Genomic DNA, 23291 nt, shown 5'->3' with positions numbered 1-23291 from the left:
CGAGATGAGCTGGCGCCGGCGCGGGAGCAGTCGGCTGTCGGCCTTGCGCGCGTGTGCCTGGCTCGGTTTTCGCCAAGCACACGCCGTTGGTCGAGCCTTTGTCGCTGGATGAAGCCTACTTGGATGTCACCGAGAACTTGCAGGGCATTGCCTCCGCCACCGAGATCGCCGAAGCGACCGTGCAAAGATCAAGGCCGAAACCAGCCTGACCGCGTCCGCCGGCGTCTCCTACAACAAGTTCCTAGCCCAAATAGCGTCCGACCAGAACAAGCCGGATGGTCTGTTCGTCACTACACCGAAAGTGGGCCCGACGTATGTCGAGACACTCCCTCTCAGGAAATGTCATGGCGTTGATCCGGCAACAACAGCGAAGATGAACCGTCTCGGCATCGAAACCCGATTCGACCTGAGGGAGCAGTCCGTCCCCTTTCGGCAGGCCGCACCGTCACGCTGAAGATCAAATACGCCGATTTCCAGCAGATCTCCCGAAGTCGAAGCGTCGCAACGCCGATTACCGCGCAAGCCGAAATCGAGCATCTTGTTGACGCGCTGCTCGAGCCGATCTTTCCCGTGACCAAAGGCTTTCGCCTGCTCGAGGTGACAATGTCATCGCTAGGCGACGACGCCGTAGAGCATGAACGGCAGCTCAGCCTGGGAATATGACTGGCGCCTCGTCGGGATGAATAGCGGGAATGCGCACGATCCAGCGATCGGTCAGAGCAGCCGCTCGCATCTTCGCGCGAACGCCGCTTCAGCCGCCGCCGTCTGGCGCCGAATGCCGAACATGGTCAACTTGGCAAAGATTGATTCGCCACAACGCAGAGACCCATGCTCGAAACCTCACTCTACAGCCCGGTCAAAGGCTTCCTCGAAGGCTTAGGCTTTGCGGTCAAGGGCGAGATCGGCGGCTGCGATCTGCTGGCGCTGAGCGCCGACTGCCCGCCAATCGTGGTCATCTGCGAACTGAAACTGCAGTTCAATCTCGAACTGATCCTGCAAGATGTCGACCGGATGGCCGCCAGCGACGAGGTCTGGCTGGCGGCCTGCATGTCGGTACGCGGCAAGGGCCGCGAAACCGATGTAAGGTTCCGCAATCTCTGTCGCCGCCTCGGATTCAGCCTCCTCGGCGTGTCCGCCAACGGTCAGGTGCATGTTCCCCTATGCCCGACGGCATTGGCGCCGCGCCGGGATCCGCGACGCCGTTCAAAATTGATAGACGAACATCGTCGCCGGCAGGGCGATCCCGTCGCCGGAGGAGGTTCGCGTGCGCCGATCATGACGGCCTATCGCCAGGAAGCTCTGGCATGCGCCGCCGCCCTGACGCATGGTCCAAAGAGGCCGCGTGATTTGAAGCCCGGCATGCCAAACGCGCCCAAAATCCTGCTGCACAACGTCTATGACTGGTTTGTTCGCATCGATCGCGGTGTTTACGATCTGCTGCGATGCCGTGCGAATAACGATCGAGCGCCCCCGGATAGATACGCTTCCCCGGACCTTCCACGACTCAACGCGGTCCTCGCAGCATCGGGACGACTGTCGGCGAGGAACCGACATGAATGGCGCCGAGCGGTTCGAAGCCGTGTCGGCGGTAAAACGGAATGTTGCGCGGATTCGAGGATTCCAGATAAGCAGGCGCGTGATCGTGATCGCACCGTGCGAGTGCGTACGCCATCAAGGCTTCGCCGTGACCTTCGCCTTGGTGCGCCGGGTCGACACCGATCAGGGGCAGGAACCAATGCGGTTCGGTCGGATGGTAGGTGGCCATCTGCTCAAATACAGCCGCGGTTTCGCCGGCCAGAGAGGGCGCAACGGTGCTCTGGAGGAGAGCATCAAGCTCTTTGTCGTCAGGATGCACCCCAGGCGGCAGCCACAGCGCCGCACCGGAGTAGTCCTTGGTAAAAAAGGCACTTCCGCAAGAGAATGCCGCGCCTCCGAGCGCACGAACCATCCGTGGCAAGGCCGCAAGGAACTGGTGCGAATTAGGCCAAGTCCATCGCGCCATAGGGTCCGCCGTAAACGCCAGCACGACCGTATCGACCACGGGATTTTCATCGGCGGGGGACGCAACTCTTACTGTCTCTGACTTCACGCAATCCTCCTGACGCAGACAGTCCGACGAGGTCACACGCCTTAGGTAGTGCGATTTTTCAATCTGTCGAAGCTTCCGCTCGATCGCAGTGCCGCTGACGGGCTGCAAGCGCCGCCGGGCGCTATACAACTCGGCGCTGGCGAAGTGGAACGCGGCGGGTCTTCATCAGTCATCGCCACATGTTCACGAGCGAAACTCAGCGTTTCGCCGGTGTCGCGCAGCGCGAGTCAACGCCGCACCATGTGGGTTCAAAGGCGAGCAAGACGATGACAAGTTCTTCTCGTAGTGCCTGATGCTCCGTTCTCGAAATATTGCTGGGCAACCGTTGGATGCCACTTGTCCTTGCTCAGCCGCTTCCTGACGTAGTCTCGAAATGCAGCTGGGAGCGCACTTTCTTCGTGCGGTGCTGCGCGATGGCGATCGCGCGTGCGAGATTAACCGCCGACCCAAATTGCTGCCTTGTGCCGCCTTGCGCACTCCTCAGCGAACCGAAGGTTCCGCGCTGCGCCTTCCGTATCTCCTCTGGCGGAGAGCAGCATGGCTCTGGAACGCGCCAAGGGTGGCTCGAATTGTGCTTCGTCGAAACGCGCTACCCTTTCGTCATGCCGGTCCAGGAGAACGCCCGCGTCGTCGAGCCGCCCGACTGCGACATAGGCGTCCGACAGCAGCGTCGCGAAAAATGCCTGCCAGTTCTCGAAGCCGGTCATCGCCCAGAGCCCCGCCCCCTCCTCCATCTGCCTGATTCCGGCTTCGGTCTCGCCGCGCCGGACTTTTACCCATCCCTGGCAGACGAGCGACATGGCGGCCATTTCGGGAAAGCCCTGACGTCCGGCAAATTCAAGACCTTCCTCGCTGTAGCGCGCAGCAGTTGGCACATCGCCCCGCAATATCGCGGTAACGAAATTCGCGAGCAAACCGAACCCATAGGCATGCGGACGCTTGACCAGCTTCGCGATTTCGAGGGCGGACCGGGCAAAGCGCGCGCCCGCTTCCGTTTCGCCCATCACAGTATGGGTCAATCCGAGATAGAAACTGCCGAAGACGCCGAACTCCTTCAGGAATCGCGTGTAGAAGTCGCGATGGAGCTCCGGATCGTAGCGATCCACTGTGGCGCTCAAATGCGCGAATGCCGCGGCATTGTCGCCGCGATGCCAAGCCACCAGTCCGCGCATGGTATGTGCGGCGAGGAAGGCGCCGTCCGACGGTTCCGCCTCCAGGATGTCGAATATCTCGTCGGTCGTTGCATCGGCGTCGGCGAGCCTCCCGCAAGCCCACGCGTGCAGCGCGGCATTGTAGATGACGGGAACCAGGTTGTCTGGGTTGTCCTGGCCGCGCAACAGCGTCAGCGCACGCGCCTGGGCGGCCCCAAAAGCCGGGCTGCCCGGGCCGCGGGTCACCATCAGTGTCGGGCCCTCGATGGCGCGCAACCGAAGCTCGAGCCGGTCGCGCTCAGGCGCATCGGGCAGCGATTCGATCGCAGCAAGGCCCTGAGTGATATGCGCGAGCGCTTCGGCGGCACTGCCCTCGCCGGCCGCCGCCATTGCCGCCGCAAGGCGCCACTCGGCGGATTCGCCGTTTCGGCCGGCCTCCAGCAGATGCTTCGCCAGCACCTCGGCCGCCATCCTCCGGCCGTCTTCCTCCGAGAGCATGGCGTCGGCCACGGTCCCGTGCAGACGTCTCCGCTCGGCGGTGCTCAGCGACGCATAGACGGCATCCCGAACCAGTGCGTGCTTGAAGCTGCCGGCGCCACGGCTGCCGATGCCCGCGTCGCGATGCGCGATGTCTGCTGTCTCCAGGGCGTCGAGCGCCTTGTCGAAAGCATCCTTGCCGAGATCCGACAGTTTCATGACCAGCTGAGTGTCGAAGACGCGCCCTACGGCTGCCCCGATCCGTGCCACCTTCTGAGCGTGCGGATTGAGTCGATCCAGCTTATTCTGCACAAGTCCGCCTAACGTCAGCGGAATGTTTCTTTGTTCCGCAGCTCCTGTTGCCTGGCGCGTGCCGAAGCTTTCTGCGAGCATCAGCGCGTATTCCTCGAGGAAGAGCGGAACCCCGTCTGATTTCTCGACAATGGCCTGTAGCGTCTTGCCGTCCAGCCCGGAGGTTCGGCCAGCCGCCCTGGCCAGTTCGACCGCTTCGGCGTCACTCAGGCGGTCCAGCCGCACGATTTCGCCAAGCGCGTTCAACCGGTCGGCGAATGGTCCCTCCGGGCGGGTGGTTGCTAGCACGACGGCCGCATGATCGGGTGCGTTCCTGACCAGGTTTTCCAGGAACTCGGCCGATGTGGGATCTATCCAGTGCACATCCTCAAAGACCAGGAAAAGCGGGCGGCCAGGCATCGCCGTGCTGAACACTTTTCGCGACAGGATCTGGAACGCCATGCGACGCTTGAGCAGGATGCCGATGTCTGCCTTGGCTTCCTGCGCCGGGCCGCTGGACGCCACCACGTCCATCAGTATCGCGGTCTGTTCCTCGTCGGCCTGCCAGGCCGACTGGAACAATCTGCGAAGTTTGTCGCGACGGGCTTCCGGCGGATCGTCGGCATTTACGCCAGAGATCCAGTCGAGGTAGTCCTTCACCGGGTGCAGCGAGGAGAACTGGTGTGTGGGCGAACATTGCAGCGACAGATACCGGACGCTCTCCTGCGCCTCGTTTTGCCGTAAGGCATCGATGAGCCGCGACTTGCCAATGCCGGGCTCGCCAACCAGAACGGCGGCGCCACCGCTCCCGTCCGACGCCTGCGCCATCATTTTGCGCAGCATCGTTAGCTCTTCGGCGCGCCCAACCAGTGGCGTGCGCCGCTCGCCACGCAGCGCTTCGAAGCGGCTGAGCCCTTTGCGCCGCCGCGGCTTTATGCGGTAGACGGCTTCCTGCCGCTCGAAGCCCTTCAGCGATTGCTGCCCAAGATCTTCGAATTCAAAGGCTTTTCCGACCAGCTTCCGCGTAGCAGCGCAGACGTTCGCGGAGTTCTCCAAAGCGAGCGCCTGCAGCCGCGCCGCCTTGTTCAGGCAGGCGCCAACAACGTTCTCGCCGTAGTGATCACCTGGCTTCTGGTGGATTATGACGCGACCGGTAGCAATGCCGATCCGCGCGGCAAGCGCGCAACCTCCAGACTTGCTGCTCATCTGTTTGAGATTCTGAACGATGGCCCATGCGGCCTCTACGGCACGGAGAGGATCGTCTTCCGTTCCTCGGGGATATCCGAAATAGCTGATTACACCGTCGCCCAGATAGTTGGCGACGGTGCCGCCTTGCGCGCGCGTCGCCTCCGTGCACAGGCTGTGATAGACGCGCAGGAGATCGCTGAATGCTTCTGGTCCCTGCTCCTCGAGCAGTGTGGTCGATCCCACGAGGTCAGCGAACATCACCGTCAGCTGGCGATTTTGGGACGGAGCGCTCTGGTCCTGCGTCGGAGGGCCGGCAATAAACTGGTCAAGCCGGTCGAGCGGCCCTCTAATGGACGTCGACATGATCTTGGACGTAGATGTCGTTGCCAGCCGCTGCATCAAAGGCGCTCAGCGCGAACATGATGAGCATATCGTAGTCGAGCGCGACCGATCCCTTGTTGTCGTTCTGGGCCAGCGAGCCGGGTCTGTTCTGGAACCAGCGCGACCACATCTCCGATCCTGGCGGATACATCGGAAACAGCGTGCCCTCGCGCGGGAATGTGCGGTTCGGCGACGGATAGAGATTGGCCACAAATGGGAATTGGGCTGTCCCGTGGCAGCTCAGGCAGGAGGACGCATGCAGCACCGGGACGCGAGTGCCGTCGGTCAAAAGCACATCGTGGCGTTCCGCCACATCAATCGGTCCCGACAGTCGTCCGCCCCAGCCGAGTGACGATTTCGCAAACGCCGGCGCTTCATCGTTGATCCAGGTCTCCTGTAGGGGGCCGCCGTTCGGATCCATGCCGTTGGGCTCGCGAGCGAAGGCAGGGTCGTTGCCCCACATAGCGCCGAGCGGCACCAGCTTGTCCCATGTCGTCTGGCCGGGCGCGTTCAGTTTGTAGACATACGTGACGAAGACCCAGCCGGTTTGCGGCGAGGCTATGTTGTCCTTCACGATGATGTCGAACTGCAGCACCCTGAGCGGAACGACCTCAGGCTTGGCGTTGGTATAAGGATTGTAGTCGGGGCCCTCGAGCGCCTCGACCGTCGGACGGTATACATTCCAGATTGCCGCACCCTCGAGCACTGGCCACTGTTCGGGTGTCGGGGTCACGGCGGCCGCCTTCACGACCATGCCACCCTCCGGAAAGGAGACGGCCCTCCGGTCGGGATTGAACGGATTGGCCCACAGCTTGTTCAGCATCGTGGCAGACAGCGAGTCATAGTAGATGACGGTGTGGTTCTGCATATCTACAGTCAGCGGGGGATAGGAATTGTTGGGATCGACGAATGTCTCCTTCGTGATCACCTGACCAGAGAATGCGCCGAGAATGGACTCCTGTCCGCTCTCGGGATCGGTGACGCCATTCGGCCCCTTGGTGCCGTCACCTTGCCAAATCATGCCGTACCACCCGTTCGCCGCCGGGTCCCAGGTGTCTGTCTCGTCGATCATTCCCCTCATCGACGGCTCGACGAAGGCCTTAAGCGCGGCCACGTATTCGTCGGCATTGTCGATCGTGAGCGGAGCGCGCGGCGCGACCGCGAACCACTTGTTTTCGGCGGTTTCCGGATAGTCGTAGTTCAGGCTCCGGTACCGGCCCTGCCACTGGCTCTGATCGGGATAGAGGCCGTTGTTCGAGGCAAATGGATCGGCGGCGAATACCGGCGACATCAGGGCCACCAGGAGCGGCGGGACGGACACTGCAATTTGAAAGCGAAGCCGACTGAGTCCCTGCCACATACGAGCCGCCCCCGATCCGGATAGATTCCGGATCTCAGTTTAACACGGAACATTGAATCCGCTAGAAATCCTTATCGATCCGAACAGCGGCTGCAGTTGCAGCGCAAGGTTGGACATCAACGCCACGCCAGATCATCCGCAAACGACACCAAATGACAGCATAGACAGAACTCATCAATCATGGGTGCGTCTGCGCGGAAGGTGAATTTAGTTACTGTTCTCCCGGGCGGTTCTCGCGCAATGCGATGCATTAACAACAGCTTAGTTGCTAATCTTCGTCACATGAGCAAACTGCAAACGGTGGTTTGCAGTTTGCACACCCACGGGATGAGCCAGATGAGCAGCGCGATTGCCTATTTTAGGGTTTCGACACAGCGGCAGGGTCGCTCGGGATTTGGCATCGAGGCACAGCGCGCTGCTGTCACCCGCTTCGCCGAAGCAGCTGGCATAGTCCTTCTTCAGGAGTTCACCGAGGTTGAAACCGGCAAGGGAGCCGATGCGCTCGATCGTCGGCCTCAGCTTGCAGCCGCCCTCGCCGCAGCCCGCCAGGCGAAATGCCCGGTAGTGGTTGCCAAGCTCGATCGACTCTCTCGCGACGTCGCATTCATTGCCGGACTGATGGCGCAGCGCGTGCCATTCATCGTGGCCGAACTCGGCGCCGATGCAGACCCCTTCATGCTTCATCTCTACGCAGCCCTCGCCGAAAAGGAACGGCGCATGATCTCGGAGCGGACGAGGTCCGCCCTCGCCTCGCGGAAAGCCTATGCACGAAGCTGGGCAACCCGAGCAATAGTGCCATGGCGGCGGCCAAGGGTCGCGCGGTCTCGATCCAGGAAGCCGACCGGTTCGCAGCGACCGTTTTGCCGATCATGCAGGAAATTCAGAAAGCCGGCGTGTCCAGCCCTCCGTGGATTGGCCATTGCCTTGAATAACCGTGGCGTCCGAACGGCACGCGGCGGCCAATGGCAGGTCTCGAACGTTAGGAACCTGCTGGCCCGGATTGCCGCCAGCACGCTTTTATAATCGGGAATATCTCGACCACTCGACTGCGGCGGTGCCTTCACATTGTGAGATGCCATCGCGGGTCATTCGTGCGAGTGCCGCAACCATAGTGGGGTTTCCGGTAGCGCCCAACCACCCCTTTTCATCTAGCGGATGCCGCGTGGACCCGAGCGCGCGGCAGTCGGCCGTTGTTCCCTCCCTCGCCAGTATGTTTGGAACGGCTTGGCCAACCTGGTGTTTTCGTCCTCGATGTGGAGGCGGCTATGCCACGGTACTATTTCTTTTGCGAACACGAGGCAGGCGTCATTCCCGATCCGGAGGGAATGGACCTTGAGGACGAGCCTGCCGCACTTGCCCAGGCGATGGTGGCGGCAGGGGAAATCATGCGGTCAAATTCGCAAGCCGGCCGCGAAGCGCTCCTCGGAGCCGTTCTGCTCGTGAAGGACAACGCGGGAGCAACGCTGTTCAGAATGCCTTTTATCGATCCCGGCGAATAGTTCTCATTGCTCTCATGCGATGTGCTTGTGCCGGCCGGGAAAAGCTATACGATTTCGCGCTATACCCAATACGGCCGGACGCCATAGTAGTCGTAAACGCGGCGGCCACTCTCGGCACCCCAGTCGAAATCCTGCTCGCGGGCATAGCGCGGCGCGCCTTCGACTTGCTCCTTCGTGAGGTCGATGCGGAAGCCTCCAAGGCTCTCGTCATAGTCGAGCTTTTGCCATGGCAGCGGATAGTAGTCGTCGCCAATTCCAAGAAATCCACCAAAGCTGAGAACGGCATAGGACACCCTGCCGCCTCTCTTCTCAAGGATCAGCCTTTCGACCTGTCCGATGTGATTTCCTTGGATGTCATAGACGTTGGTGCCGACGACCATGTCGCTGGCGATAAGATCGTGGGTCTCACGAATGTCGGAATCCTGGTTTGTCATGATTTTCTCCTTCCCGGTCTGTTATGGAGCAAAACGGGGCCGTGCCCTCCACGTTCCAACGAAAACTTGATGCAGCAGCCGTCAGCAATCTTCTGGCTTGAGCGAGCGAACCATCCGGGTGACGACCGGATCGTAGGCAACTTTTTGCTCCCTGCTGTAGTCAATCAGGAACATGGCCGCCGATAGGTGAATTTCCAGCCCTCCTTTTCGTCCCGACTGATCTGTTTCTTGACCTGAGGCAGGAAGTCGCCTTCGGCGACGTTGGTGCCCCAGACGGCGAGGAGGGCTCCGTCGGGGGACTGGAACGCCGCGCCATCGCCGTCCTCTGAACGATGCAACAGCTCGAACTCGGGCGGCACGTCGAAAACAAAGCCAAACTTTTCGATGCCGAACTGCTGCCATTCCTGCGCTCCCGCCTGAGCAAAGGAGAGCATGAACGCCGAGAAACCCAACAAAACTCGGTCCATGGCCGTGCCTAATCGCTTGGCCTCTGTGGCCATTCATCACGGCGATAACTGCGAAAATGTAGGGAGGTTCCACTTAAAACCGTCTCTTCAGGCTGCTCGCCGGACATGCAACAATCGCCGGATTCACACCTTGGAACCTATCACATTAGAAGATGTTGATGTGAGCTCCGTTGTTGGGGACAGACAGAGCGGGCAGATCGCGGGCGGTGCCGTCTGGTTCTTCCGGCGATCTGCTCCCCAGACTCGGTCAGGAGAGAGCGAGATGGCAGACGACAAGAGCAAGATCGGCGGTCCGGATCGACTGCGCGTCGCCAGCGCAATCAGCGCCCCCGACGTCGTTTGGGCGGACGATCCAGCATAATCGCCAACTGGCGGGCCGCAGCCATTTCGACCGCCAGAAGTTCGAGAGCTTCAGTGGTCCCTCTGGCGACGAAGTTCTGACGCATCTCGTCGATCAGCCACATTACTGAGACCGGCCGCGGCCGGCGGATGCGAAGCCCGACGGCTTCACTGACGCTAGGCACAAAGCTCCTCCCGTCGACCGGGCCGTGGCCGCCAGTCTCGCACCACATCCGCCCCATGAGCGAATGGACATCAACGTCCCCGAATATCTGGATGAGGTTGTCCGGATAATAGTTGTGCCTCCGCTTACAGTAGCTGCACGCTCTGCGAACCAGGCTCCGCGACTGGTTCAGGGCCGACAAGCGGAAGATGGGGTGGCGATTGGGGCAGGCATGTGAACGAATTAGGAAGAAATGCCTCGCGCAGTCAAGGAGGTGATGTTTGTACGGTTTGGAACAATTCCCGCCAAGCCGGATTGAAGGGGTTAGTACGCCCGGAGGGCGGGAGTGAGCCTCTGGGTCGGGTAGAGTGCCGAAGCGCCTCGGTCGTGTGCGCTTCGGCACTCCCCTCTTCCTGAAAGGGCTGACCAGATGCACGTCGTTCCCCTCGACAAAGCAATTCACGCTGAGATCGAGCTGGAGCTGGAAATCGCCAAGGCCAAGTATGGGCAACACTATTTCGAGGTTCTCTGCATAGAGGGCGGTTGGGGAGATACGCTAGATGATAGCCAAGCCCTTCGGCTGGTGCGGGCGCTCAACCGCACTGGCTCGATGTTCTGGGAGGTAATCGGCCGGAGTTGACTACCGCCTGCGCTTCCTTGGCTGCACGCCGGCATCAGCGCTTTCCTCGCGCAAAGTCTTTTCAACCATCGACCGAGTTGTCTCGGCTTCTGGATGGTCCTTCAGCAACTGGTCGGTTTTCGCGTCGACATCGATTGACGAGTTTCGTCTTTGAGCGTCCGACACCGCGTTCGCTATTCCCACCGCCAGTGGAAGCTTTTTTGACACGTTGTTCTCCTTCTAACAGATGGGCCGAACGTGCCGGTTTCTAGTGGGGCACGATCACTTCGAAGACGACGACCACTTTTAACACCGGCTTGCCGCATTCGTCGCGGACGCTGATGGCGAGCTCACTTTTGTCGCCTGACCTGAGCGCATAGGGCATGATTTCGATCAGCGCCATTGTGGCCTCGTCCTTGGCGTCTTCGATTCCAAGAAGCTCGGACCCATACCCGTCTATCGAGACATGGCCGTTGTTGTGGAAGTCGGAAAAGTACCTCATGCACGTCCCCCGGCTTCGGTGAGAACCGAGCCCGGCAGGACGGAAGGAACCCACCCGGACTCGATCTGACCCCGTCATGGCACAAACGGGTTCGAGACTAACGGACGGAATAATGGTCGGTTCCGTACAAAACTTCGCCTGCGCTTCAGATTCTTCGGCGAAATGCGCGCGTCGCCGATCAGGATGCCGGCTTCCTCGGCTGCCTCACTGAACGCCTTGCGGGCAGCTACCGGGTCGAATTTTCCTTGCAGAGCTTCAAAGCAGGTCCATGCGCGCCCCGCCACGCCCTTGTCAGTGTCCTCCTCGGCCGGCCATTGATAGAAAAGCCATTCGGATGCCTGACGGGCGCTGCCTATGTGTTGGGCCTGGCCGGCGCACGTGCCGTGCACCTTCACCGCCCGGTCGAACGGCCGGTCTTCAAGCCTAACCAATACCCAGCACCGATTACCGCCGCGCCCCAACGTCGCCAGCATGAACGCCCTATCAGCATCCTTTTGCAAAGATCCGCGTTGTGCGCTGCGGACAGCAAAGGACATCGCTCGGAGATCTGGAGATGAGCAAACGCGCCGAAGACTTTATGGACAGCTGGCTGGAAGCCAAAGTGACGGACCGGCACCTCAAGGCACCAGAGAAGTCGGCGCCGATCCTCGCAAAAAAATGTGCGACCGACGCCAAGAAAGCCGGCGTTCCGCTCGAGGAACTGGAAGAGGTCGTGATCGACATCAAGCAAGCGATCACCGACGAACTCACGGTTGCGGCATCTAAAGGAAAACCCGGATGAGCTTCAAGGGCCTGCACTTCATTCGCCAGTGGGCGAAGGAGCATATCTACAAGGCACGTGTCCTCGGCCAACCACAGAGGTCGGCGCCTGACTTAGCCGAGGCATTCCGCAAGGACGCAAGGTCGGCGCAGGTCAAGCTTGAAGAGGTTGAGGAGGAAGTCGGCCCCCTGGAGAAGGGCATCGAGAAGCTCATGGACGGCCGACCGCTCAATACCCCGAAATAATGAGAACAACGGTCGGTGATGCTGGTTAGCAGTGGCCTCCGTCAACCGTTCGTAGAGTACGCACCGCAACGTGGCGAACGGGGAAAATTGCCTGCTAGTGCGTTCCTATCTCACTCGCTGCAAAGCCGAGCAATCATGCCTCCTACTCCTGAAAATCCACAGCCAGGACGTTGTAGCCCTGATCAGATGGCGGGCGTATAACCGCACTGGTACTGCTGTTGCTACACGGCGAAAGGACCGGACGTTACGGATGATATCCGACGAAGACGGACAAGAGCATGTCGAACACTTGCTCGACACTCCAGAGCTTGCCACTGCGCTCGAAAGCGAACAGTTCAAGAAGTTCCTCGACCAAGTCCCTATCGCCATTGCGGTATCGGATCTCAGGGATGGCGAGACGGTGGTCTACGCCAATCCAGAGTTCGAGAAGCTTTCCGGACTTTCCGCCGCTCGCCTTGAGCAGGAGAATTGGGAGGGGCTTTCGGGGAGTGCGGTGAAAGCGCCCTTCGATCGGCGGATCGATGAAGCGATTGTCACGGACACCGACTTCGTCGGTACGTTCCGCCTCGAGCGCAAAGACACAGTTTCAGCGATCGTAGATGTCTATTCGAATGTCATTGAAGACGACGACGGCAAGCTCTGCTTCCGACTTGTTGCCCTGGTTGATGTGTCTGCCCATGGCGATGCGGACAAACTGTCCATTGAGGAGCGAATCCGGGAGAAGGATACGCTCCTCCGCGAGCTTCAGCACAGGGTCAAGAACAACCTGCAAATGATCACTGCGCTCATCCGAATGGAAAGTCGGAATGCGGTCGAGCCAGACAAGAAGCGTTTCGAACGGCTGGCGGGGCGCGTTGATGCACTCGCGATCCTGTATCAAGCGCTGTCTGGCGAGGATGACAAGGGCGAGATCGATTTGGGCGTCTATCTGAGCCAGATTGCCTCCGCCGTCATGAGCTCTCACGCGGTGGAGGGCATCCGCCTCGACATGAAGGTCGATACCTATCCGGTCTCGGTAAATGTTGCCATGCCCACTGGGCTGGTTGTGAACGAGCTTCTCACAAACGCGCTGAAGCATGCCTTCAGAGGTCGGGAGGGAGGGACAATCACGCTGCGGAGCATGGTTGACGGCAATGGTTGCCGGGTCGTGGTCGCTGACGACGGTATTGGCCTGCCTGAAGGCGTAACATGGCCTACACCCGGTAAACTCGGAGCCCTCATCGCGCGCTCGCTGACCGAAAATGCCAAGGCGCAGTTCGACGTCACCTCAACCGTCGGTGAGGGAACTAAGGTGACGATCATCTTCAAGCGATCGGCTGCGGTCGCGGGCTAATCATTCATGGAGCCCGCTCGGCGCTCCGCTAGCTGGCTGCCCGGAGTGTGGGCCGCTGCGTTGTTCGTGCGCCGGGGCCAGTCAGAGCTCGGCTTCCCGACCGACGTGATAGATGGCCCAAGCGACGCTGAAACGCATTTCGCCGAGCTTGCTTAAAAACAAGCCCGTTGCTGGCCATACAGGCAGGGACTCATCATTCATCCAACATTGATGGTGCAATTGCCTCGACGGCGGGCGTTTTTCCGTACGACCCGTATTGGGTGCGACATTAGCATTCGCGAGATTGCCGCCGAGGTTGGTTTCTCTAAAGCCGCCATCCAAAGGTACTGGGGTGATGGTGGCACCCATCACGGAAGGGGTGTCCGACCGACCCGATACTTATTATCGTTCCGAATATCCGGTAGGGAAATACCCCATCCCGCTCCTAACCGCCTCAGGGAACGCAATCTTTTCAGGGGTGTTCCTTGAGCGGATGAAAATCCTTGTCGTCAAAGACGAGCCCCTTTTGGCCTTTGCGCTCGCGGAGGAGTTGGCTAGTGCGGGCCACACTATCCTGGGGCCTGCCAAAACAGTGGCGGAGGGGCTGGATACAATCGCGGCTGACAAGCCTGAGCTGGCAGTCCTGAATATAAACCTCGAAGACGGAAGCAAAGGTACCGAACTGGCTGCCGTTTTGGTCCGGCGTTGGAACATTCCCTGTCTGTTCGTCAGCGGCGAAATGGCGGAAGCAAGAGAGCACAAGCACCTTGCGCTGGGCTATATCTGCAAGCCCTATGAGCCCAGCACCGTACTCGCTGCTATAGAAGTCGCTCAAAACCTGCTGGAAGGGAAGAAGCCAGCAGCCATTCCGCCGGGCCTGGAACTGTTCAACTGATAGCGCCGCGCGTTATGGCATCCCGACGGTGCCGGTACGCCCGACGATGGCCAAGGCTAGTAGCCGCGCGCGCAGCTACTCACCAGGCGACGACCCCTCGCCGCCGTCGCCGTTTCCGTGGGTATCGAGAATTCCGAAATCTTGTGACTTGCTGCCACTTTCTGCGGCTAAAAAGCCGTCCGCAGAAAGCCCGCGGCGCAACAGTTCCCGCACGGCAGCAGCGCGGCTCGGCATCCGTTTCTCAAACCGCCAATTTTCTACGGCTTCCAGCTCGTCAGAATTCAGCATGATCTGGAGGCGTTCGCCTCGCTCCAACAGCGCCATGACATCAACTCTCCCAATGTGCTAAACGCGTCAAATGAGTAAGTGACTATATAGACGCAATTTCAGCGTTTTCTAGGCTGCGCTCCCTTGATGCGAAGACGGCGGACGGCGGCTAGTGCGCCAAAGACCAACTTGGCCGCGCTTCACCAAACAGCATCAACTACTAACTTATTGATCCTATTAGTTTATTTTCAGAAAATGGTTGCGCTTCTGCCTGGGAGGGGGCACTATTGCGGCAAGCACAAGCCACCTGGAGGGCGTTCAATGCGACCCATTTCACAGCTACTAGCCGACGATGTAGCCGCCACGGTCCGAGCCGAGTATCTCGAGGTGGGGATAGTCAATGTTTCGACGCTTTCCGAGGCGCTACGGCTGCGCCATGAAAGGGAAAATGTCGCTCTGGAAGACATCGCCGAGATGGTCATGGACCAAGCGCAAATCATCGGCGCCCCAATGGAGTTCTACACACCAAGAACCGAGGCAGAGGCAGACCGGGTCAACGGCCGAAAGCATTCCGCTTTTGGGCGCGCTAACTCGCTCTGAACAAGGAAATGGCCGCCGGTCATCACGCAGCCTCCGCGGACTCATTATCATTGTCCGGCTTTAAGTCCGGCCGCTCTCCGAAGACTCTGCCCATGACGGTCGCCGCCCACGGTCAGGTGGGCCGCTATACTGGCCGGAGGAACCAACGCGACCGTCTTCCCGTTGCGGCTGAGAAGCCAACGATAGGAGCGCGGCGCCGATGGCCAAAGATCCCGACATCAATGCAGACGATGAGCAAGACGATGCAACCGATGGACTTCGGCGCGAACTTGCAAACCTGAGGGCGGTGCTGGCGGAACGCAGAGACGATATGGTCGCCGCTGGGTCGCGCGGCGCACAGGCTGTTGTCACGCCCGTCAGGCAGAACCCCGGCGTGGTTAGTTCCGCCCTTATCATGGGCGGGATAATCGGCTTTCTTATCGGCCTGGCTGTCGGCCAATCCGAAGAACGCTCCAGGCACTGGTATGATCGGTATCGATAGGCGCCCTGGCGCTTGCGCACACGCGAAGGCAAAAAATCTGCGATTGCTGGATAGCCGCGCCGGGTCTAGGCACGGTAGGTCGGGAAGATCACCGGAGGCAAGGCCCGCTTTACATCCATGGCTTCGACGCGGCCTGCCGGAACCAAGGCGCGTCCGCCTGTGCTGAGCGAAAAGGAAGCGCACCAATGATCCGGCTAGCCGTCCTTGCTATTTTGACCTTCGCCGCGTGGGTCGTCTACAACGCCGAACGTCGGTCGGGATCTACATGGCGACCGCGAACGCCAGTAGCCAGGAAGACTGCTGCAAGAAGGCGTCCGACATCTAAGAGCTAGGCATCAAGCAGCCCGCTCCCTAGCCGAACGTCATTCGCCGCGTCGGCGACGGGCTTACGAAACTCGGCCCACGCCATCCGCCTGCCGCGACCCGGCTTGGCGGCTTCGCTGGTTGCTTCGCGCCCGTGGCGGGGGTGTAGTCGAGAGCAAGGGTTCGGCCATGGCTACCTTTGGCCGGTTGGGCTGGGAACAGGCTCCAAACCGCTCGGTCAGTTTGCCGCCCTTGTAAGGAAAGAACGGCAACGTTTGGGCTTTCCGCCGAGCTCGGTGGTGCGGTTGGGGCTCCCGAAGCCCCAGAAATCATCTAATTCCCGCTCCCGTCTGCGGGAACCTTTGCTCATCCAAACGTTTCCTCTCTGCCGAAACAGGGAGAGAAGGAATGGCTAATCTCGGTAAAGTCGCATTGGCGATGCTGGGCATTCTGGCGTACCAGAACAGAGACAAGATTGGAGAGCTGCTTCGGGGCAGCGACCGCACTGGCATGGATCGCGAAAATCCCCAGCAAGCCGATGGTGGTGGGCTCATCGAGCAAATCACTGACACACTTGGTTCGGGCGGCGGCCTTGCAGACGTCCTCGATCGTTTCAGGCAATCAGGCAGCGGCGAACAAGCGGATTCTTGGATCCGTCAAGGGCCAAACCAGCCGGTTGACCGCCAGCAGGTTGAGGCAGCGATCGATCCGGAAACGATTAACGAACTGTCGCTCCAGACGGGACTGTCCAGAGAGGAGTTACTTGAACGGATAGCTCACGACCTGCCGGATGCAGTCGACAAGATGACTCCTAGTGGTCATCTTCCGGATGAGGCAGCGAACGCCAAACCTGCCGAGCCGATATTGCTCGATCCCGTGCCGCCGAGAACCCAATAACTCCGCCATACGGTTCGCCCTCGCCCTTGGTGCTCGCCGAGATTTGTGCGCGTGGCTTAAAGTAAAAGCGCGGCATTGCACCCTCGTCGGCGACATAAAGACAACCGCGCCTAGATTGTTCCGTGTGGCACCTGTTGCCGCAGATCGGACGACAGAGCCGCGAGCGGCATAAAGAAACCCGCCGCGAACGCACGGGGGCCGAGCGGCGGCTCTTTCCAAGGAGTGCGTCATTTCGTGGAGCCCGTGGAAGCCTAAAAACCTGACGGCTAAGGATCCGGTTTCCAACGTCAGCGGCGTCTGACGTTCGCAGGCTCCTCAGTACCAGCGCTGCCGGCCGCACTTACATCAAGCGGAGCTGACGGCCACATCTCCCGGCCGATATGCGCCGACCCTCGCGGCACCACGCAACCAATCCCGAGCCGCAATTGGTTTCAGGTTCACGCAATGGAACATTCGATGCTCGCCGTTGTTGCGCGGTTTGCAAAATAGGAGGCCAACATGTTCTTGCGAGTAGACAAGCTGCAGATCGAACTGCCCCCGCCCGCCCAACAGGATACCAACGCCGCTGCCGCTCTGCAGGAACTGCTCGGCGGCAAATATGGAGAGATGTCGACGCTCGGAAACTACCTCTTCCAGAGCTTCAATTTCCGTTCGAAAAGCAAGCTTCGATCTTTTTACAGCTTGGTTGCGGCTATCACGGCCGAGGAGCTCGGCCATGTCGAGCTGGTTAGCAATGGCGTAGCTATGCTGAACAACGGGCCCGACGCCCTCGGCGATGACATGGCCGGCCCCACCGACATCAGTGGTGCCCCATTCGAAGCGATGAAGGATATCCGCCTGGCAGCTGGTTTTCTGTCGCATGGTGGCGGCGCTGTTCCCATCGACAGCAATGGGCTCAGCTGGAACAAGGATTTCGTAACCACGACGGGAAACGTCATTTTCGACCTGCTTCACAATTTCCATCTCGAATGCGGCGCGCGACTGCATAAGCTGCGGGTCTATCAAACGGTATCGGACCCGACAGGTCGCGAAGTCTGCGGATATCTGCTGGTTAGGGGATCAGTCCATGCGCACGCCTATGCACTCGCTTTAAAGCAACTCACAGGGGTGGAGATCGAGAAGATGCTGCCCACGCCGAACATCCCACTCGGCAATATTCCCGAATGCCAGAAATACCTCGAAGAGGGCTCTCATCGTCGGCTTTATACATTCAGCCCACAGGATTATGAGGAAATCGCCAGTCTCTGGGGCAACGGTGAAATGGCACTTCCTGATGATCCTCCTGGAGAGCTGGAGGTGATAGAAGGGATGCCTGACGGCGGAAAAATCCAGGAGTTGGTCGGCGAACCTTCTGCGTTCACCCCTGACTATGCGCCGGAAGAAATGTTCGAAATCGCCACCAAACTCTACAAGGCGTCGCGATAAGGCGAAGGAACAATCGACACCCTTGCGGTGGTACCCGTGCGGATGGCGATTGTTCCGGATGACACAGGAGGCCTGACGCAAATTTGGCAAGAGCGTCACGGCGCAGAAGCAACGGCCGCACGAGCCTGTTCGCCGCGCGTCTGGCCGGGATTCTCAGTCGGATGCCGGTGGATGGGAAAGACGTAGCCAGAGGCCCAGATGGAGCACCAGACGGCCCGTGCTTCGACCCTCGGTGACCGCGCCAAAAGCCCATGGGGAACACGACGCCGTGGTCGCGGCAAGCTTGGGAGGACCTTAGAGGAGCTATGGCGCGGCCGGCGAGTGTCGGCGCCGCGTCCTACAAACGATGGCCCCGTTGCTCTGCGATCCTGTTGTGGATGGCGGTGGCGGCGATCGCGGCGTGCCCGACCGCGACGGAAATCTGGTTCAGTTCGTCGACGATGTCTCCGGCCGAATACAGACCGCGCGATGCCGTCTGTTGATGCGCATCCACGAGCAGGCAGCCGGCCTTGTTGACTTCGGCCCCCAACCGCACGGCAAGTCCAGTCCTGGGCTGGGAACCCATGGCCAGATAGATGCAGTCGTAGCGCCTCGCACGCCCATCCGCATCGATCGCGGCGATTGCGCTCTCCAACTCTTCCAGCCTCGCCAGAGGGTTTTCTACCACTTCGATTCCGGCCCCTGCCAGACGCGCCCGGTCGGATGCGCCGACACGACCCGAGGCCACTAGCACAGTGATAGACTTGGAGTAGGCGCGCAGGAACAGCGCCTCCTTCACAGAACGCTCGGCCTCACCCCATACCGCGATTGTCCGATGGATGAATTCGAACCCATCACAAACCGGGCAAAGTCTGACCTTGTCGCGCACGATCATTTCTTCGCTGAAGCCGGGCACATCAGGCAGATTGTCCGCGACGCCGGAGGCGATCAGTACGGTGGCCGCCCGGAACATTCGGTCGCTGGCTGAGACCACGAAGCCGTCTTCCGATCGTTCGATGGCCGAAACCGTCCCGGTTTGGATGCAGACGCCGAAACGCTGTGCCTGCATGTGCATATCGCCGAGCAATTGCGGTCCGGAAATGAGGTCGGGAAAGCCCGGATAGTTGCGTATGGAACTGATCCATTTCGCGCGGCTGCGGCCGGCATCAATCAACAGCGCACGGCGGCGAAACCTGCCTAGATAAATCGCAGCCGCCAAACCCGCAGGTCCACCGCCGACGATCAGGCAATCCAGATGGGAATCGTTCATATCACGTCCATCAAGCCGGCCGGGCGCGCAAAGTCCAGCGCGTTCTCGATCAGACCTCGCACGCCCGCATAAAGAGCGAGGCTCCCGTAGTTACAAAACGCGCCGCGTAGGTATGATGCGGTCTGCAAAGACAGGGTGGACCACCCCGGAACGGCCGCCCAACCAGCCCGCAATCGCGCCAAGCACAAGTGAGACGAATGCCAGGAGCGCGCCGGTCGATGCGACCGAAGCGGCGGTGTCCGCAGCTTCAGTCGCTTGTTGCTTGGCCCGCTCGACGGCTTGGTGATATCGTTGTTCCATCTGCGTCACCTGTTGGATGGCTTGTTCGAGAGGGATGCCACGCGCCGTCGCCAGTGCTTGTGCTGCGTTTTGACGGGCTGTGGTGACATCTGCCTCGTTGCCCATGATAAGAGCACGCATTGCGCTAGTAGCGGCATTGTTAAGCGCTTCGGGATCCGTACCGGTCGAGCGCACCTGAGCTTCAATAGCGTCGAGAGGATTGGCCTCAGCGACAATTGGGGCCGCAGTCTCCGCCATAGTCTCGCTCAAGCCGCCGACAGCACTTGTGATGCCACTGAAAGCTCCGCCAACAATCATGCCGACGGTGCTGGTAAGGAAATAAAGCACCAGCAAGGTTGTGAGTGCCCAAGTTGTCAGCCCATGGAACGCGCCTGTGGTCGGGAGCGTCTTGCCGGACATCCGAGCAGCGACGTAGCCGCCGACGAACGCAGCAACAATGCCGGACAGGATGTACCAGATACCGGCTGCAACCGAAAACGTCGATGCTTCGGGATTGTCACCGGTCCCGGGATCGAGCGTGGCGATACCGATTCCCGCACCTAGCATCGTAAGCAGCACTTGCGTTACGAGAGCCACAACCACTCCGGCGAAAATGGCGCCCCAACTGACTTCGTTGAGCAAGATCGTGTGAGCGTCATCACTTGCTGTCGAGTAAGCCAAATTTTTTTCTTGGCGGGAGTTGGGAATTGCGTCGCTCATCATTGTTGTCCTTATTTACTGCGGCGAGCTCCTGGGGAACCGGCGCTGCGATGTTGTTGGGTCCGAACTGAGTGCATCGAAAGAGGCACTCCTAAACCGCCGCCTCGTTGGACCGGGGGATGGCGGCGGAAATGTCCGAGGTCATTACGGCATCTTCCGAAGACGTTTCGCCAAGCGTTTCGAGCAGCCGGTTGCGCGCGCGGCTCAGGCGGCTCTTTATCGTTCCAATGGCGCAGCCGCATATACTTGCCGCATCGTCATAACTGGTCCCGAGAACGCCTATCAAAACGATAGCCTGGCGCTGATCGTCAGGCAGAGCGTCGATGGCCCGCGCCATCTCCTGGCTGCGTAGCCACCACTCCTGGCTCGCCGCGATCGCGGGTCGGCTCGAAGCACAATCAAGCAGACCGGGTCCCTCGCGATTCGCCCTTTTGATGCGTGTGTAGAAAGTGTTGCGCATGATGGTGAAAAGCCAGGCTTTCAAATTGGTCCCGGGCTGGAAGCGGTTGGTGTTTGCGATACCCTTCATCAGTGTCTCCTGGACCAGGTCGTCGGCCTCGCTGCCATCCCTGGATAGCGTGCGGGCGAAGGCACGCAACGCGGGGATAAGGGTCACAAACTCGCTCCGCTCTGTTGGCATGTTCACCTCCGAGTTCGAATAAGCCTGGTCGGTCCGATCGAGGCCGAGGCTAACCCGTCGAAGGGAGGTCGGTTCCACGTTGGCGTCGCGGTTTTGGAACTACTTACGTGCAGACTAACAAATGCTAATTTTCCGGCAGTTTGCGGCTCGGGACGTGACTGCCGAATCTTGTCGCGTCGTCCTCGTCGCGAGCGAGGCGACACGGCGTCATAGTGCGTTTCGGCTGCCCGTTAAGGGTCAACTCCGTTCCGCATATTCGGACCCGCAGGTGCGCGGCGTGAGACGAACGGAGTTCCGGACGGTAAAAGAGGGATTGGCCGGCAAACCGCGATCGCTTAGAAAAGGCTTGGGTCTTGATCATCGGTGTTTGCTGGCCCGGCGAGCGACCACAAGCACCCAGAAGGAGAAGTTTGTGCCACAGCGCGACCAACCGCCTTACAGGGGCGTCGGTGCCCCCGGCATATTGTGACCGGCACCTTCACAGCGCTGATCCTGGCTCTCGAGCGCCGAGACCACGTCAGCGAGGACGAAAAGAGGTTACTGGAGCAGCTACCGTTCCGAATCCGGACGTTTGCTGCAGGCGATGAACTTGTGTTAGAGGGCTCCCGCCCGACCGAAAGCTGTCTTGTTCTGAGCGGCTTTGCAGCCCGCCAGCAATACGTCTCCGACGGCAAGCGCCAGTTTACTGCAATTCATATAGCGGGCGACTTCGTTGACCTGCACTCGATGCTGCTAAAGGTCATGGACCACAGCGTCGTGTCGCTTGGGGGTTGCCTCGCCGCGTTCGTGCCGCATACCGGTCTCAAAGCCATAATCGCTGCGTCGCCCCATCTCGGTCGTCTGCTGTGGCTCTCTACTGTGATAGATGGTGCCATAGAGCGGAACTGGGTCACCTGCCTCGGGCGCCGGCCGTCCAATACTCATCTTGCTCACTTGATCTGCGAGCTCTACGCACGTCTGGAACCGGTGGGGCTTGTCCGTGGCCAAAGCTTCCAACTACCCCTTACGCAGTCTGACATTGCCGATATGGTTGGTTTATCAGTTGTACACGTTAACCGAAGGATCCAGGAGTTGCGCGCATCTGGGTTGATCATATGGGATCGCAAAACGGTTACCATTCTCGATATCGATCGCCTCCGCGAGTTGGCGGATTTTGACCCGACCTACTTAAACTTGATACGAGAGCCTCGGTAATGGTGAATGCCGTTTTCGTCACCACCTCTGGATTGATAGGCTTCTGGCTTCGCACTGTTCACGAGAGAGGGGGACAGGAACGGAATTCCTGTCCCCCTTTGAGTGGTTACGAGCGGCCACCTTTACGGCCAGCCTCTGAAGCGCGCTCCGGGTCGTCAGCGAAATTACCGCCAGGCTCGCGCTCCGAGCCGGACTCGACGTCCTGCGTGCCGCTTCGTCGCTGTGGCCCGCCTTCCCCGCCTTCCTCGGCGCGCTGCTGCTGGTTGGCGCTGGTGTTGCCACCGGACTGTTGCCCGCCCTTGCGGCCAGCCTCAGACGCAAGCTCGCGATTCTGTGAAAAGCTGCGATCTTCATCCGAGACGCTCTCACCACCTTTACCGGCGATTTCGCGCTGCTCCTCTTCGTCCATGGAGGCGAAGCCGCGGTCCGAAGAACTCTGTTTGTTATTAGGCATTTAATTTCTCCTTCTTTTTCGACAGCCTGTCTGTCGAACCGCAATACTCTTCGAACGGCCGATCGTTCCGCGACGACGAGCTAGATCTTTTTCTCGTTACTTGTCATATGTTATTGACAAGGAGATCGCCTGGATTTGATTCCGAGATCTGCTCGGAAACGTGACTCGTTTCTTTTCTCCGCCGTTGCTGCCCGGCCGGTAGCCGTTAGCCATGAGACGACGCGCGATTGCTTTCCTTCTTCTAGTGAAACATCCCTCGGGTGCACCGCTGGGGAAGACGCGGGGCCCTGCTTTTAATATCGCGAGGCAACAGCAGGCTGGCTGGAGAATGTTGGATTCCAGTTCCCTTCCCTCCGCCAGTCCGTCTACGGAACTATTCTCCAATTCAGCCGAAGGTGCTCACAATGCCGGAGTTCTGCAGGGTTTGACAGAAAAGCTGTGAACTGCACACAACGCTACCGGCGCCAGAGCGTTCTCTTTAGACGTTTGTTCTCCGAAGCTGCGAACCACGGCATTTTGGTTCACAGCTTGCGCAACAAACAATTCCAATGACTTAGCCGACACCCGCTGTGAACCGGTTTGCCGAGCACTTGGTCAGGCGGATGATGCT

The 23291-nt window shown here is 59.9% G+C and carries 26 protein-coding genes and 3 pseudogenes; 15 read left to right on the top strand and 14 right to left on the bottom strand.

What is annotated here, in order from left to right; all coding sequences use genetic code 11:
* Positions 1 to 38: 38 nt before the first annotated feature.
* Both ACG873_RS10405 and ACG873_RS10400 read left to right on the top strand, forming a co-directional pair.
* A pseudogene (locus ACG873_RS10405) lies at positions 39 to 663 on the top strand (hypothetical protein); the annotation flags it as partial.
* A 165-nt stretch (positions 664 to 828) separates the two neighbouring features.
* Positions 829 to 1437 (top strand): annotated as a pseudogene (locus ACG873_RS10400) (DUF2161 domain-containing phosphodiesterase); the annotation flags it as partial.
* 67 nt (positions 1438 to 1504) lie between these two features.
* Here ACG873_RS10400 and ACG873_RS10395 read toward each other — a convergent pair.
* The 3 genes from ACG873_RS10395 to ACG873_RS10385 all read right to left on the bottom strand — a co-directional run bounded on the left by ACG873_RS10395 (position 1505) and on the right by ACG873_RS10385 (position 6868).
* Positions 1505 to 2089, bottom strand: coding sequence for a GNAT family N-acetyltransferase (locus ACG873_RS10395; RefSeq protein ID WP_394891642.1), 585 nt, complete (start codon positions 2087 to 2089; stop codon positions 1505 to 1507).
* Positions 2090 to 2523: 434 nt separating this feature from the next.
* The gene (locus tag ACG873_RS10390) at positions 2524 to 5454 is read right to left on the bottom strand and encodes an AAA family ATPase (RefSeq protein WP_394891641.1); all 2931 of its coding nucleotides are present in this window, start codon (positions 5452 to 5454) and stop codon (positions 2524 to 2526) included.
* An 88-nt stretch (positions 5455 to 5542) separates the two neighbouring features.
* Positions 5543 to 6868: a hypothetical protein gene (locus ACG873_RS10385; protein ID WP_394891640.1), complete on the bottom strand. Its 1326-nt coding sequence runs from the start codon at positions 6866 to 6868 to the stop codon at positions 5543 to 5545.
* A gap of 249 nt (positions 6869 to 7117) precedes the next feature.
* Here ACG873_RS10385 and ACG873_RS10380 point away from each other — a divergent pair.
* The 3 genes and pseudogenes from ACG873_RS10380 to ACG873_RS10370 form a co-directional block, all read left to right on the top strand.
* Positions 7118 to 7639: pseudogene (locus ACG873_RS10380) on the top strand (recombinase family protein); the annotation flags it as partial.
* 95 nt (positions 7640 to 7734) lie between these two features.
* The gene (locus ACG873_RS10375) at positions 7735 to 7869 is read left to right on the top strand and encodes a hypothetical protein (RefSeq protein WP_394893848.1); all 135 of its coding nucleotides are present in this window, start codon (positions 7735 to 7737) and stop codon (positions 7867 to 7869) included.
* 333 nt (positions 7870 to 8202) lie between these two features.
* A complete protein-coding gene (locus ACG873_RS10370) occupies positions 8203 to 8436 on the top strand; it encodes a DUF6894 family protein (RefSeq protein WP_394891639.1) in 234 nt (77 codons plus the stop codon).
* A gap of 59 nt (positions 8437 to 8495) precedes the next feature.
* On the opposite strand, the gene ACG873_RS10365 is transcribed toward ACG873_RS10370, so the two are convergent.
* Both ACG873_RS10365 and ACG873_RS10360 read right to left on the bottom strand, forming a co-directional pair.
* Positions 8496 to 8870, bottom strand: a complete 375-nt coding sequence (locus ACG873_RS10365) for a PRC-barrel domain-containing protein (RefSeq protein ID WP_394891638.1) — start codon at positions 8868 to 8870, stop codon at positions 8496 to 8498.
* A 164-nt stretch (positions 8871 to 9034) separates the two neighbouring features.
* Positions 9035 to 9337 carry a hypothetical protein gene (locus tag ACG873_RS10360; protein ID WP_394891637.1) on the bottom strand — a complete coding sequence of 101 codons (303 nt, stop codon included), beginning with the start codon at positions 9335 to 9337 and terminating at the stop codon, positions 9035 to 9037.
* Positions 9338 to 10269: 932 nt separating this feature from the next.
* Between ACG873_RS10360 and ACG873_RS10355 the strand changes: the two genes are divergently transcribed.
* Positions 10270 to 10479 carry a hypothetical protein gene (locus ACG873_RS10355; protein WP_394891636.1) on the top strand — a complete coding sequence of 70 codons (210 nt, stop codon included), beginning with the start codon at positions 10270 to 10272 and terminating at the stop codon, positions 10477 to 10479.
* Here ACG873_RS10355 and ACG873_RS10350 read toward each other — a convergent pair whose 3' ends face one another.
* From ACG873_RS10350 to ACG873_RS10340, 3 genes are all read right to left on the bottom strand, one after another.
* On the bottom strand, positions 10480 to 10686 hold the full coding sequence (locus ACG873_RS10350) for a hypothetical protein (protein ID WP_394891635.1): 207 nt from the start codon (positions 10684 to 10686) through the stop codon (positions 10480 to 10482).
* 40 nt (positions 10687 to 10726) lie between these two features.
* A complete protein-coding gene (locus ACG873_RS10345) occupies positions 10727 to 10960 on the bottom strand; it encodes a DUF6894 family protein (protein WP_394891634.1) in 234 nt (77 codons plus the stop codon).
* A 74-nt stretch (positions 10961 to 11034) separates the two neighbouring features.
* Positions 11035 to 11433, bottom strand: a complete 399-nt coding sequence (locus ACG873_RS10340) for a DUF982 domain-containing protein (RefSeq protein ID WP_394891633.1) — start codon at positions 11431 to 11433, stop codon at positions 11035 to 11037.
* A gap of 80 nt (positions 11434 to 11513) precedes the next feature.
* Here ACG873_RS10340 and ACG873_RS10335 point away from each other — a divergent pair, with 80 nt between their 5' ends.
* From ACG873_RS10335 to ACG873_RS10325, 3 genes are all read left to right on the top strand, one after another.
* On the top strand, positions 11514 to 11741 hold the full coding sequence (locus tag ACG873_RS10335) for a hypothetical protein (protein WP_394891632.1): 228 nt from the start codon (positions 11514 to 11516) through the stop codon (positions 11739 to 11741).
* Entirely contained in the window at positions 11738 to 11965 is a 228-nt protein-coding gene (locus ACG873_RS10330) for a hypothetical protein (RefSeq protein ID WP_394891631.1), read from the top strand. Before ACG873_RS10335 ends, ACG873_RS10330 begins: the two co-directional genes overlap by 4 nt.
* A gap of 250 nt (positions 11966 to 12215) precedes the next feature.
* Positions 12216 to 13298: a sensor histidine kinase gene (locus tag ACG873_RS10325; RefSeq protein ID WP_394891630.1), complete on the top strand. Its 1083-nt coding sequence runs from the start codon at positions 12216 to 12218 to the stop codon at positions 13296 to 13298.
* A gap of 81 nt (positions 13299 to 13379) precedes the next feature.
* Here ACG873_RS10325 and ACG873_RS10320 read toward each other — a convergent pair whose 3' ends face one another.
* Complete coding sequence (locus tag ACG873_RS10320; RefSeq protein WP_394891629.1) at positions 13380 to 13646, bottom strand: hypothetical protein; 267 nt, start codon at positions 13644 to 13646, stop codon at positions 13380 to 13382.
* Between ACG873_RS10320 and ACG873_RS10315 the strand changes: the two genes are divergently transcribed.
* Entirely contained in the window at positions 13633 to 14172 is a 540-nt protein-coding gene (locus tag ACG873_RS10315) for a response regulator (protein WP_394891628.1), read from the top strand. The genes ACG873_RS10320 and ACG873_RS10315 overlap by 14 nt on opposite strands.
* 75 nt (positions 14173 to 14247) lie before the next feature.
* Here the strand turns inward: ACG873_RS10315 and ACG873_RS10310 are convergent, their stop codons facing one another.
* On the bottom strand, positions 14248 to 14496 hold the full coding sequence (locus ACG873_RS10310) for a hypothetical protein (RefSeq protein ID WP_394891627.1): 249 nt from the start codon (positions 14494 to 14496) through the stop codon (positions 14248 to 14250).
* A gap of 264 nt (positions 14497 to 14760) precedes the next feature.
* Here ACG873_RS10310 and ACG873_RS10305 point away from each other — a divergent pair, with 264 nt between their 5' ends.
* From ACG873_RS10305 to ACG873_RS10290, 4 genes are all read left to right on the top strand, one after another.
* Positions 14761 to 15039 carry a hypothetical protein gene (locus ACG873_RS10305; protein WP_394891626.1) on the top strand — a complete coding sequence of 93 codons (279 nt, stop codon included), beginning with the start codon at positions 14761 to 14763 and terminating at the stop codon, positions 15037 to 15039.
* A 199-nt stretch (positions 15040 to 15238) separates the two neighbouring features.
* Entirely contained in the window at positions 15239 to 15520 is a 282-nt protein-coding gene (locus ACG873_RS10300; protein ID WP_394891625.1) for a hypothetical protein, read from the top strand.
* Between the two features lie 711 nt (positions 15521 to 16231).
* The gene (locus tag ACG873_RS10295) at positions 16232 to 16720 is read left to right on the top strand and encodes a YidB family protein (RefSeq protein WP_394891624.1); all 489 of its coding nucleotides are present in this window, start codon (positions 16232 to 16234) and stop codon (positions 16718 to 16720) included.
* A gap of 498 nt (positions 16721 to 17218) precedes the next feature.
* Positions 17219 to 18145 (top strand): manganese catalase family protein, encoded by a 927-nt coding sequence (locus tag ACG873_RS10290; RefSeq protein ID WP_394891623.1) that lies wholly within the window; start codon positions 17219 to 17221, stop codon positions 18143 to 18145.
* Between the two features lie 337 nt (positions 18146 to 18482).
* Here ACG873_RS10290 and ACG873_RS10285 read toward each other — a convergent pair whose 3' ends face one another.
* The 3 genes from ACG873_RS10285 to ACG873_RS10275 all read right to left on the bottom strand — a co-directional run bounded on the left by ACG873_RS10285 (position 18483) and on the right by ACG873_RS10275 (position 21033).
* Positions 18483 to 19394 (bottom strand): NAD(P)/FAD-dependent oxidoreductase, encoded by a 912-nt coding sequence (locus tag ACG873_RS10285; protein WP_394891622.1) that lies wholly within the window; start codon positions 19392 to 19394, stop codon positions 18483 to 18485.
* Between the two features lie 90 nt (positions 19395 to 19484).
* Positions 19485 to 20393: a PhnA-like protein gene (locus tag ACG873_RS10280; RefSeq protein WP_394893438.1), complete on the bottom strand. Its 909-nt coding sequence runs from the start codon at positions 20391 to 20393 to the stop codon at positions 19485 to 19487.
* 91 nt (positions 20394 to 20484) lie between these two features.
* Positions 20485 to 21033, bottom strand: coding sequence for a sigma-70 family RNA polymerase sigma factor (locus ACG873_RS10275; protein ID WP_394891621.1), 549 nt, complete (start codon positions 21031 to 21033; stop codon positions 20485 to 20487).
* Positions 21034 to 21498: 465 nt separating this feature from the next.
* Between ACG873_RS10275 and ACG873_RS10270 the strand changes: the two genes are divergently transcribed.
* The gene (locus ACG873_RS10270; protein ID WP_394891620.1) at positions 21499 to 22227 is read left to right on the top strand and encodes a Crp/Fnr family transcriptional regulator; all 729 of its coding nucleotides are present in this window, start codon (positions 21499 to 21501) and stop codon (positions 22225 to 22227) included.
* Between the two features lie 106 nt (positions 22228 to 22333).
* Here ACG873_RS10270 and ACG873_RS10265 read toward each other — a convergent pair whose 3' ends face one another.
* Positions 22334 to 22636 carry a general stress protein gene (locus ACG873_RS10265; protein WP_394891619.1) on the bottom strand — a complete coding sequence of 101 codons (303 nt, stop codon included), beginning with the start codon at positions 22634 to 22636 and terminating at the stop codon, positions 22334 to 22336.
* Between the last annotated feature and the right edge of the window lie 655 nt (positions 22637 to 23291).

This window comes from Allomesorhizobium aridi (assembly GCF_043769475.1).
GTDB lineage: Bacteria > Pseudomonadota > Alphaproteobacteria > Rhizobiales > Rhizobiaceae > Allomesorhizobium.
This window is presented reverse-complemented; position numbering and strand designations above follow the sequence as displayed.

What these genes read in the sequence shown, in the direction of transcription:
- ACG873_RS10265 (WP_394891619.1), bottom strand. Translation starts at nt 22,636, where the DNA reads ATGGACGAAGAGGAGCAGCGCGAAATCGCCGGTAAAGGTGGTGAGAGC.
- ACG873_RS10315 (WP_394891628.1), top strand. Translation starts at nt 13,633, where the DNA reads ATGGTGGCACCCATCACGGAAGGGGTGTCCGACCGACCCGATACTTAT.
- ACG873_RS10295 (WP_394891624.1), top strand. Translation starts at nt 16,232, where the DNA reads ATGGCTAATCTCGGTAAAGTCGCATTGGCGATGCTGGGCATTCTGGCG.
- ACG873_RS10285 (WP_394891622.1), bottom strand. Translation starts at nt 19,394, where the DNA reads ATGAACGATTCCCATCTGGATTGCCTGATCGTCGGCGGTGGACCTGCG.
- ACG873_RS10280 (WP_394893438.1), bottom strand. Translation starts at nt 20,393, where the DNA reads ATGAGCGACGCAATTCCCAACTCCCGCCAAGAAAAAAATTTGGCTTAC.
- ACG873_RS10305 (WP_394891626.1), top strand. Translation starts at nt 14,761, where the DNA reads ATGCGACCCATTTCACAGCTACTAGCCGACGATGTAGCCGCCACGGTC.
- ACG873_RS10345 (WP_394891634.1), bottom strand. Translation starts at nt 10,960, where the DNA reads ATGAGGTACTTTTCCGACTTCCACAACAACGGCCATGTCTCGATAGAC.
- ACG873_RS10300 (WP_394891625.1), top strand. Translation starts at nt 15,239, where the DNA reads ATGGCCAAAGATCCCGACATCAATGCAGACGATGAGCAAGACGATGCA.
- ACG873_RS10385 (WP_394891640.1), bottom strand. Translation starts at nt 6,868, where the DNA reads ATGTCGCCGGTATTCGCCGCCGATCCATTTGCCTCGAACAACGGCCTC.
- ACG873_RS10375 (WP_394893848.1), top strand. Translation starts at nt 7,735, where the DNA reads ATGGCGGCGGCCAAGGGTCGCGCGGTCTCGATCCAGGAAGCCGACCGG.
- ACG873_RS10290 (WP_394891623.1), top strand. Translation starts at nt 17,219, where the DNA reads ATGTTCTTGCGAGTAGACAAGCTGCAGATCGAACTGCCCCCGCCCGCC.
- ACG873_RS10365 (WP_394891638.1), bottom strand. Translation starts at nt 8,870, where the DNA reads ATGACAAACCAGGATTCCGACATTCGTGAGACCCACGATCTTATCGCC.
- ACG873_RS10275 (WP_394891621.1), bottom strand. Translation starts at nt 21,033, where the DNA reads ATGCCAACAGAGCGGAGCGAGTTTGTGACCCTTATCCCCGCGTTGCGT.
- ACG873_RS10325 (WP_394891630.1), top strand. Translation starts at nt 12,216, where the DNA reads ATGATATCCGACGAAGACGGACAAGAGCATGTCGAACACTTGCTCGAC.
- ACG873_RS10370 (WP_394891639.1), top strand. Translation starts at nt 8,203, where the DNA reads ATGCCACGGTACTATTTCTTTTGCGAACACGAGGCAGGCGTCATTCCC.
- ACG873_RS10335 (WP_394891632.1), top strand. Translation starts at nt 11,514, where the DNA reads ATGAGCAAACGCGCCGAAGACTTTATGGACAGCTGGCTGGAAGCCAAA.
- ACG873_RS10340 (WP_394891633.1), bottom strand. Translation starts at nt 11,433, where the DNA reads ATGCTGGCGACGTTGGGGCGCGGCGGTAATCGGTGCTGGGTATTGGTT.
- ACG873_RS10355 (WP_394891636.1), top strand. Translation starts at nt 10,270, where the DNA reads ATGCACGTCGTTCCCCTCGACAAAGCAATTCACGCTGAGATCGAGCTG.
- ACG873_RS10310 (WP_394891627.1), bottom strand. Translation starts at nt 14,496, where the DNA reads ATGGCGCTGTTGGAGCGAGGCGAACGCCTCCAGATCATGCTGAATTCT.
- ACG873_RS10390 (WP_394891641.1), bottom strand. Translation starts at nt 5,454, where the DNA reads ATGTTCGCTGACCTCGTGGGATCGACCACACTGCTCGAGGAGCAGGGA.
- ACG873_RS10360 (WP_394891637.1), bottom strand. Translation starts at nt 9,337, where the DNA reads ATGGACCGAGTTTTGTTGGGTTTCTCGGCGTTCATGCTCTCCTTTGCT.
- ACG873_RS10320 (WP_394891629.1), bottom strand. Translation starts at nt 13,646, where the DNA reads ATGGGTGCCACCATCACCCCAGTACCTTTGGATGGCGGCTTTAGAGAA.
- ACG873_RS10330 (WP_394891631.1), top strand. Translation starts at nt 11,738, where the DNA reads ATGAGCTTCAAGGGCCTGCACTTCATTCGCCAGTGGGCGAAGGAGCAT.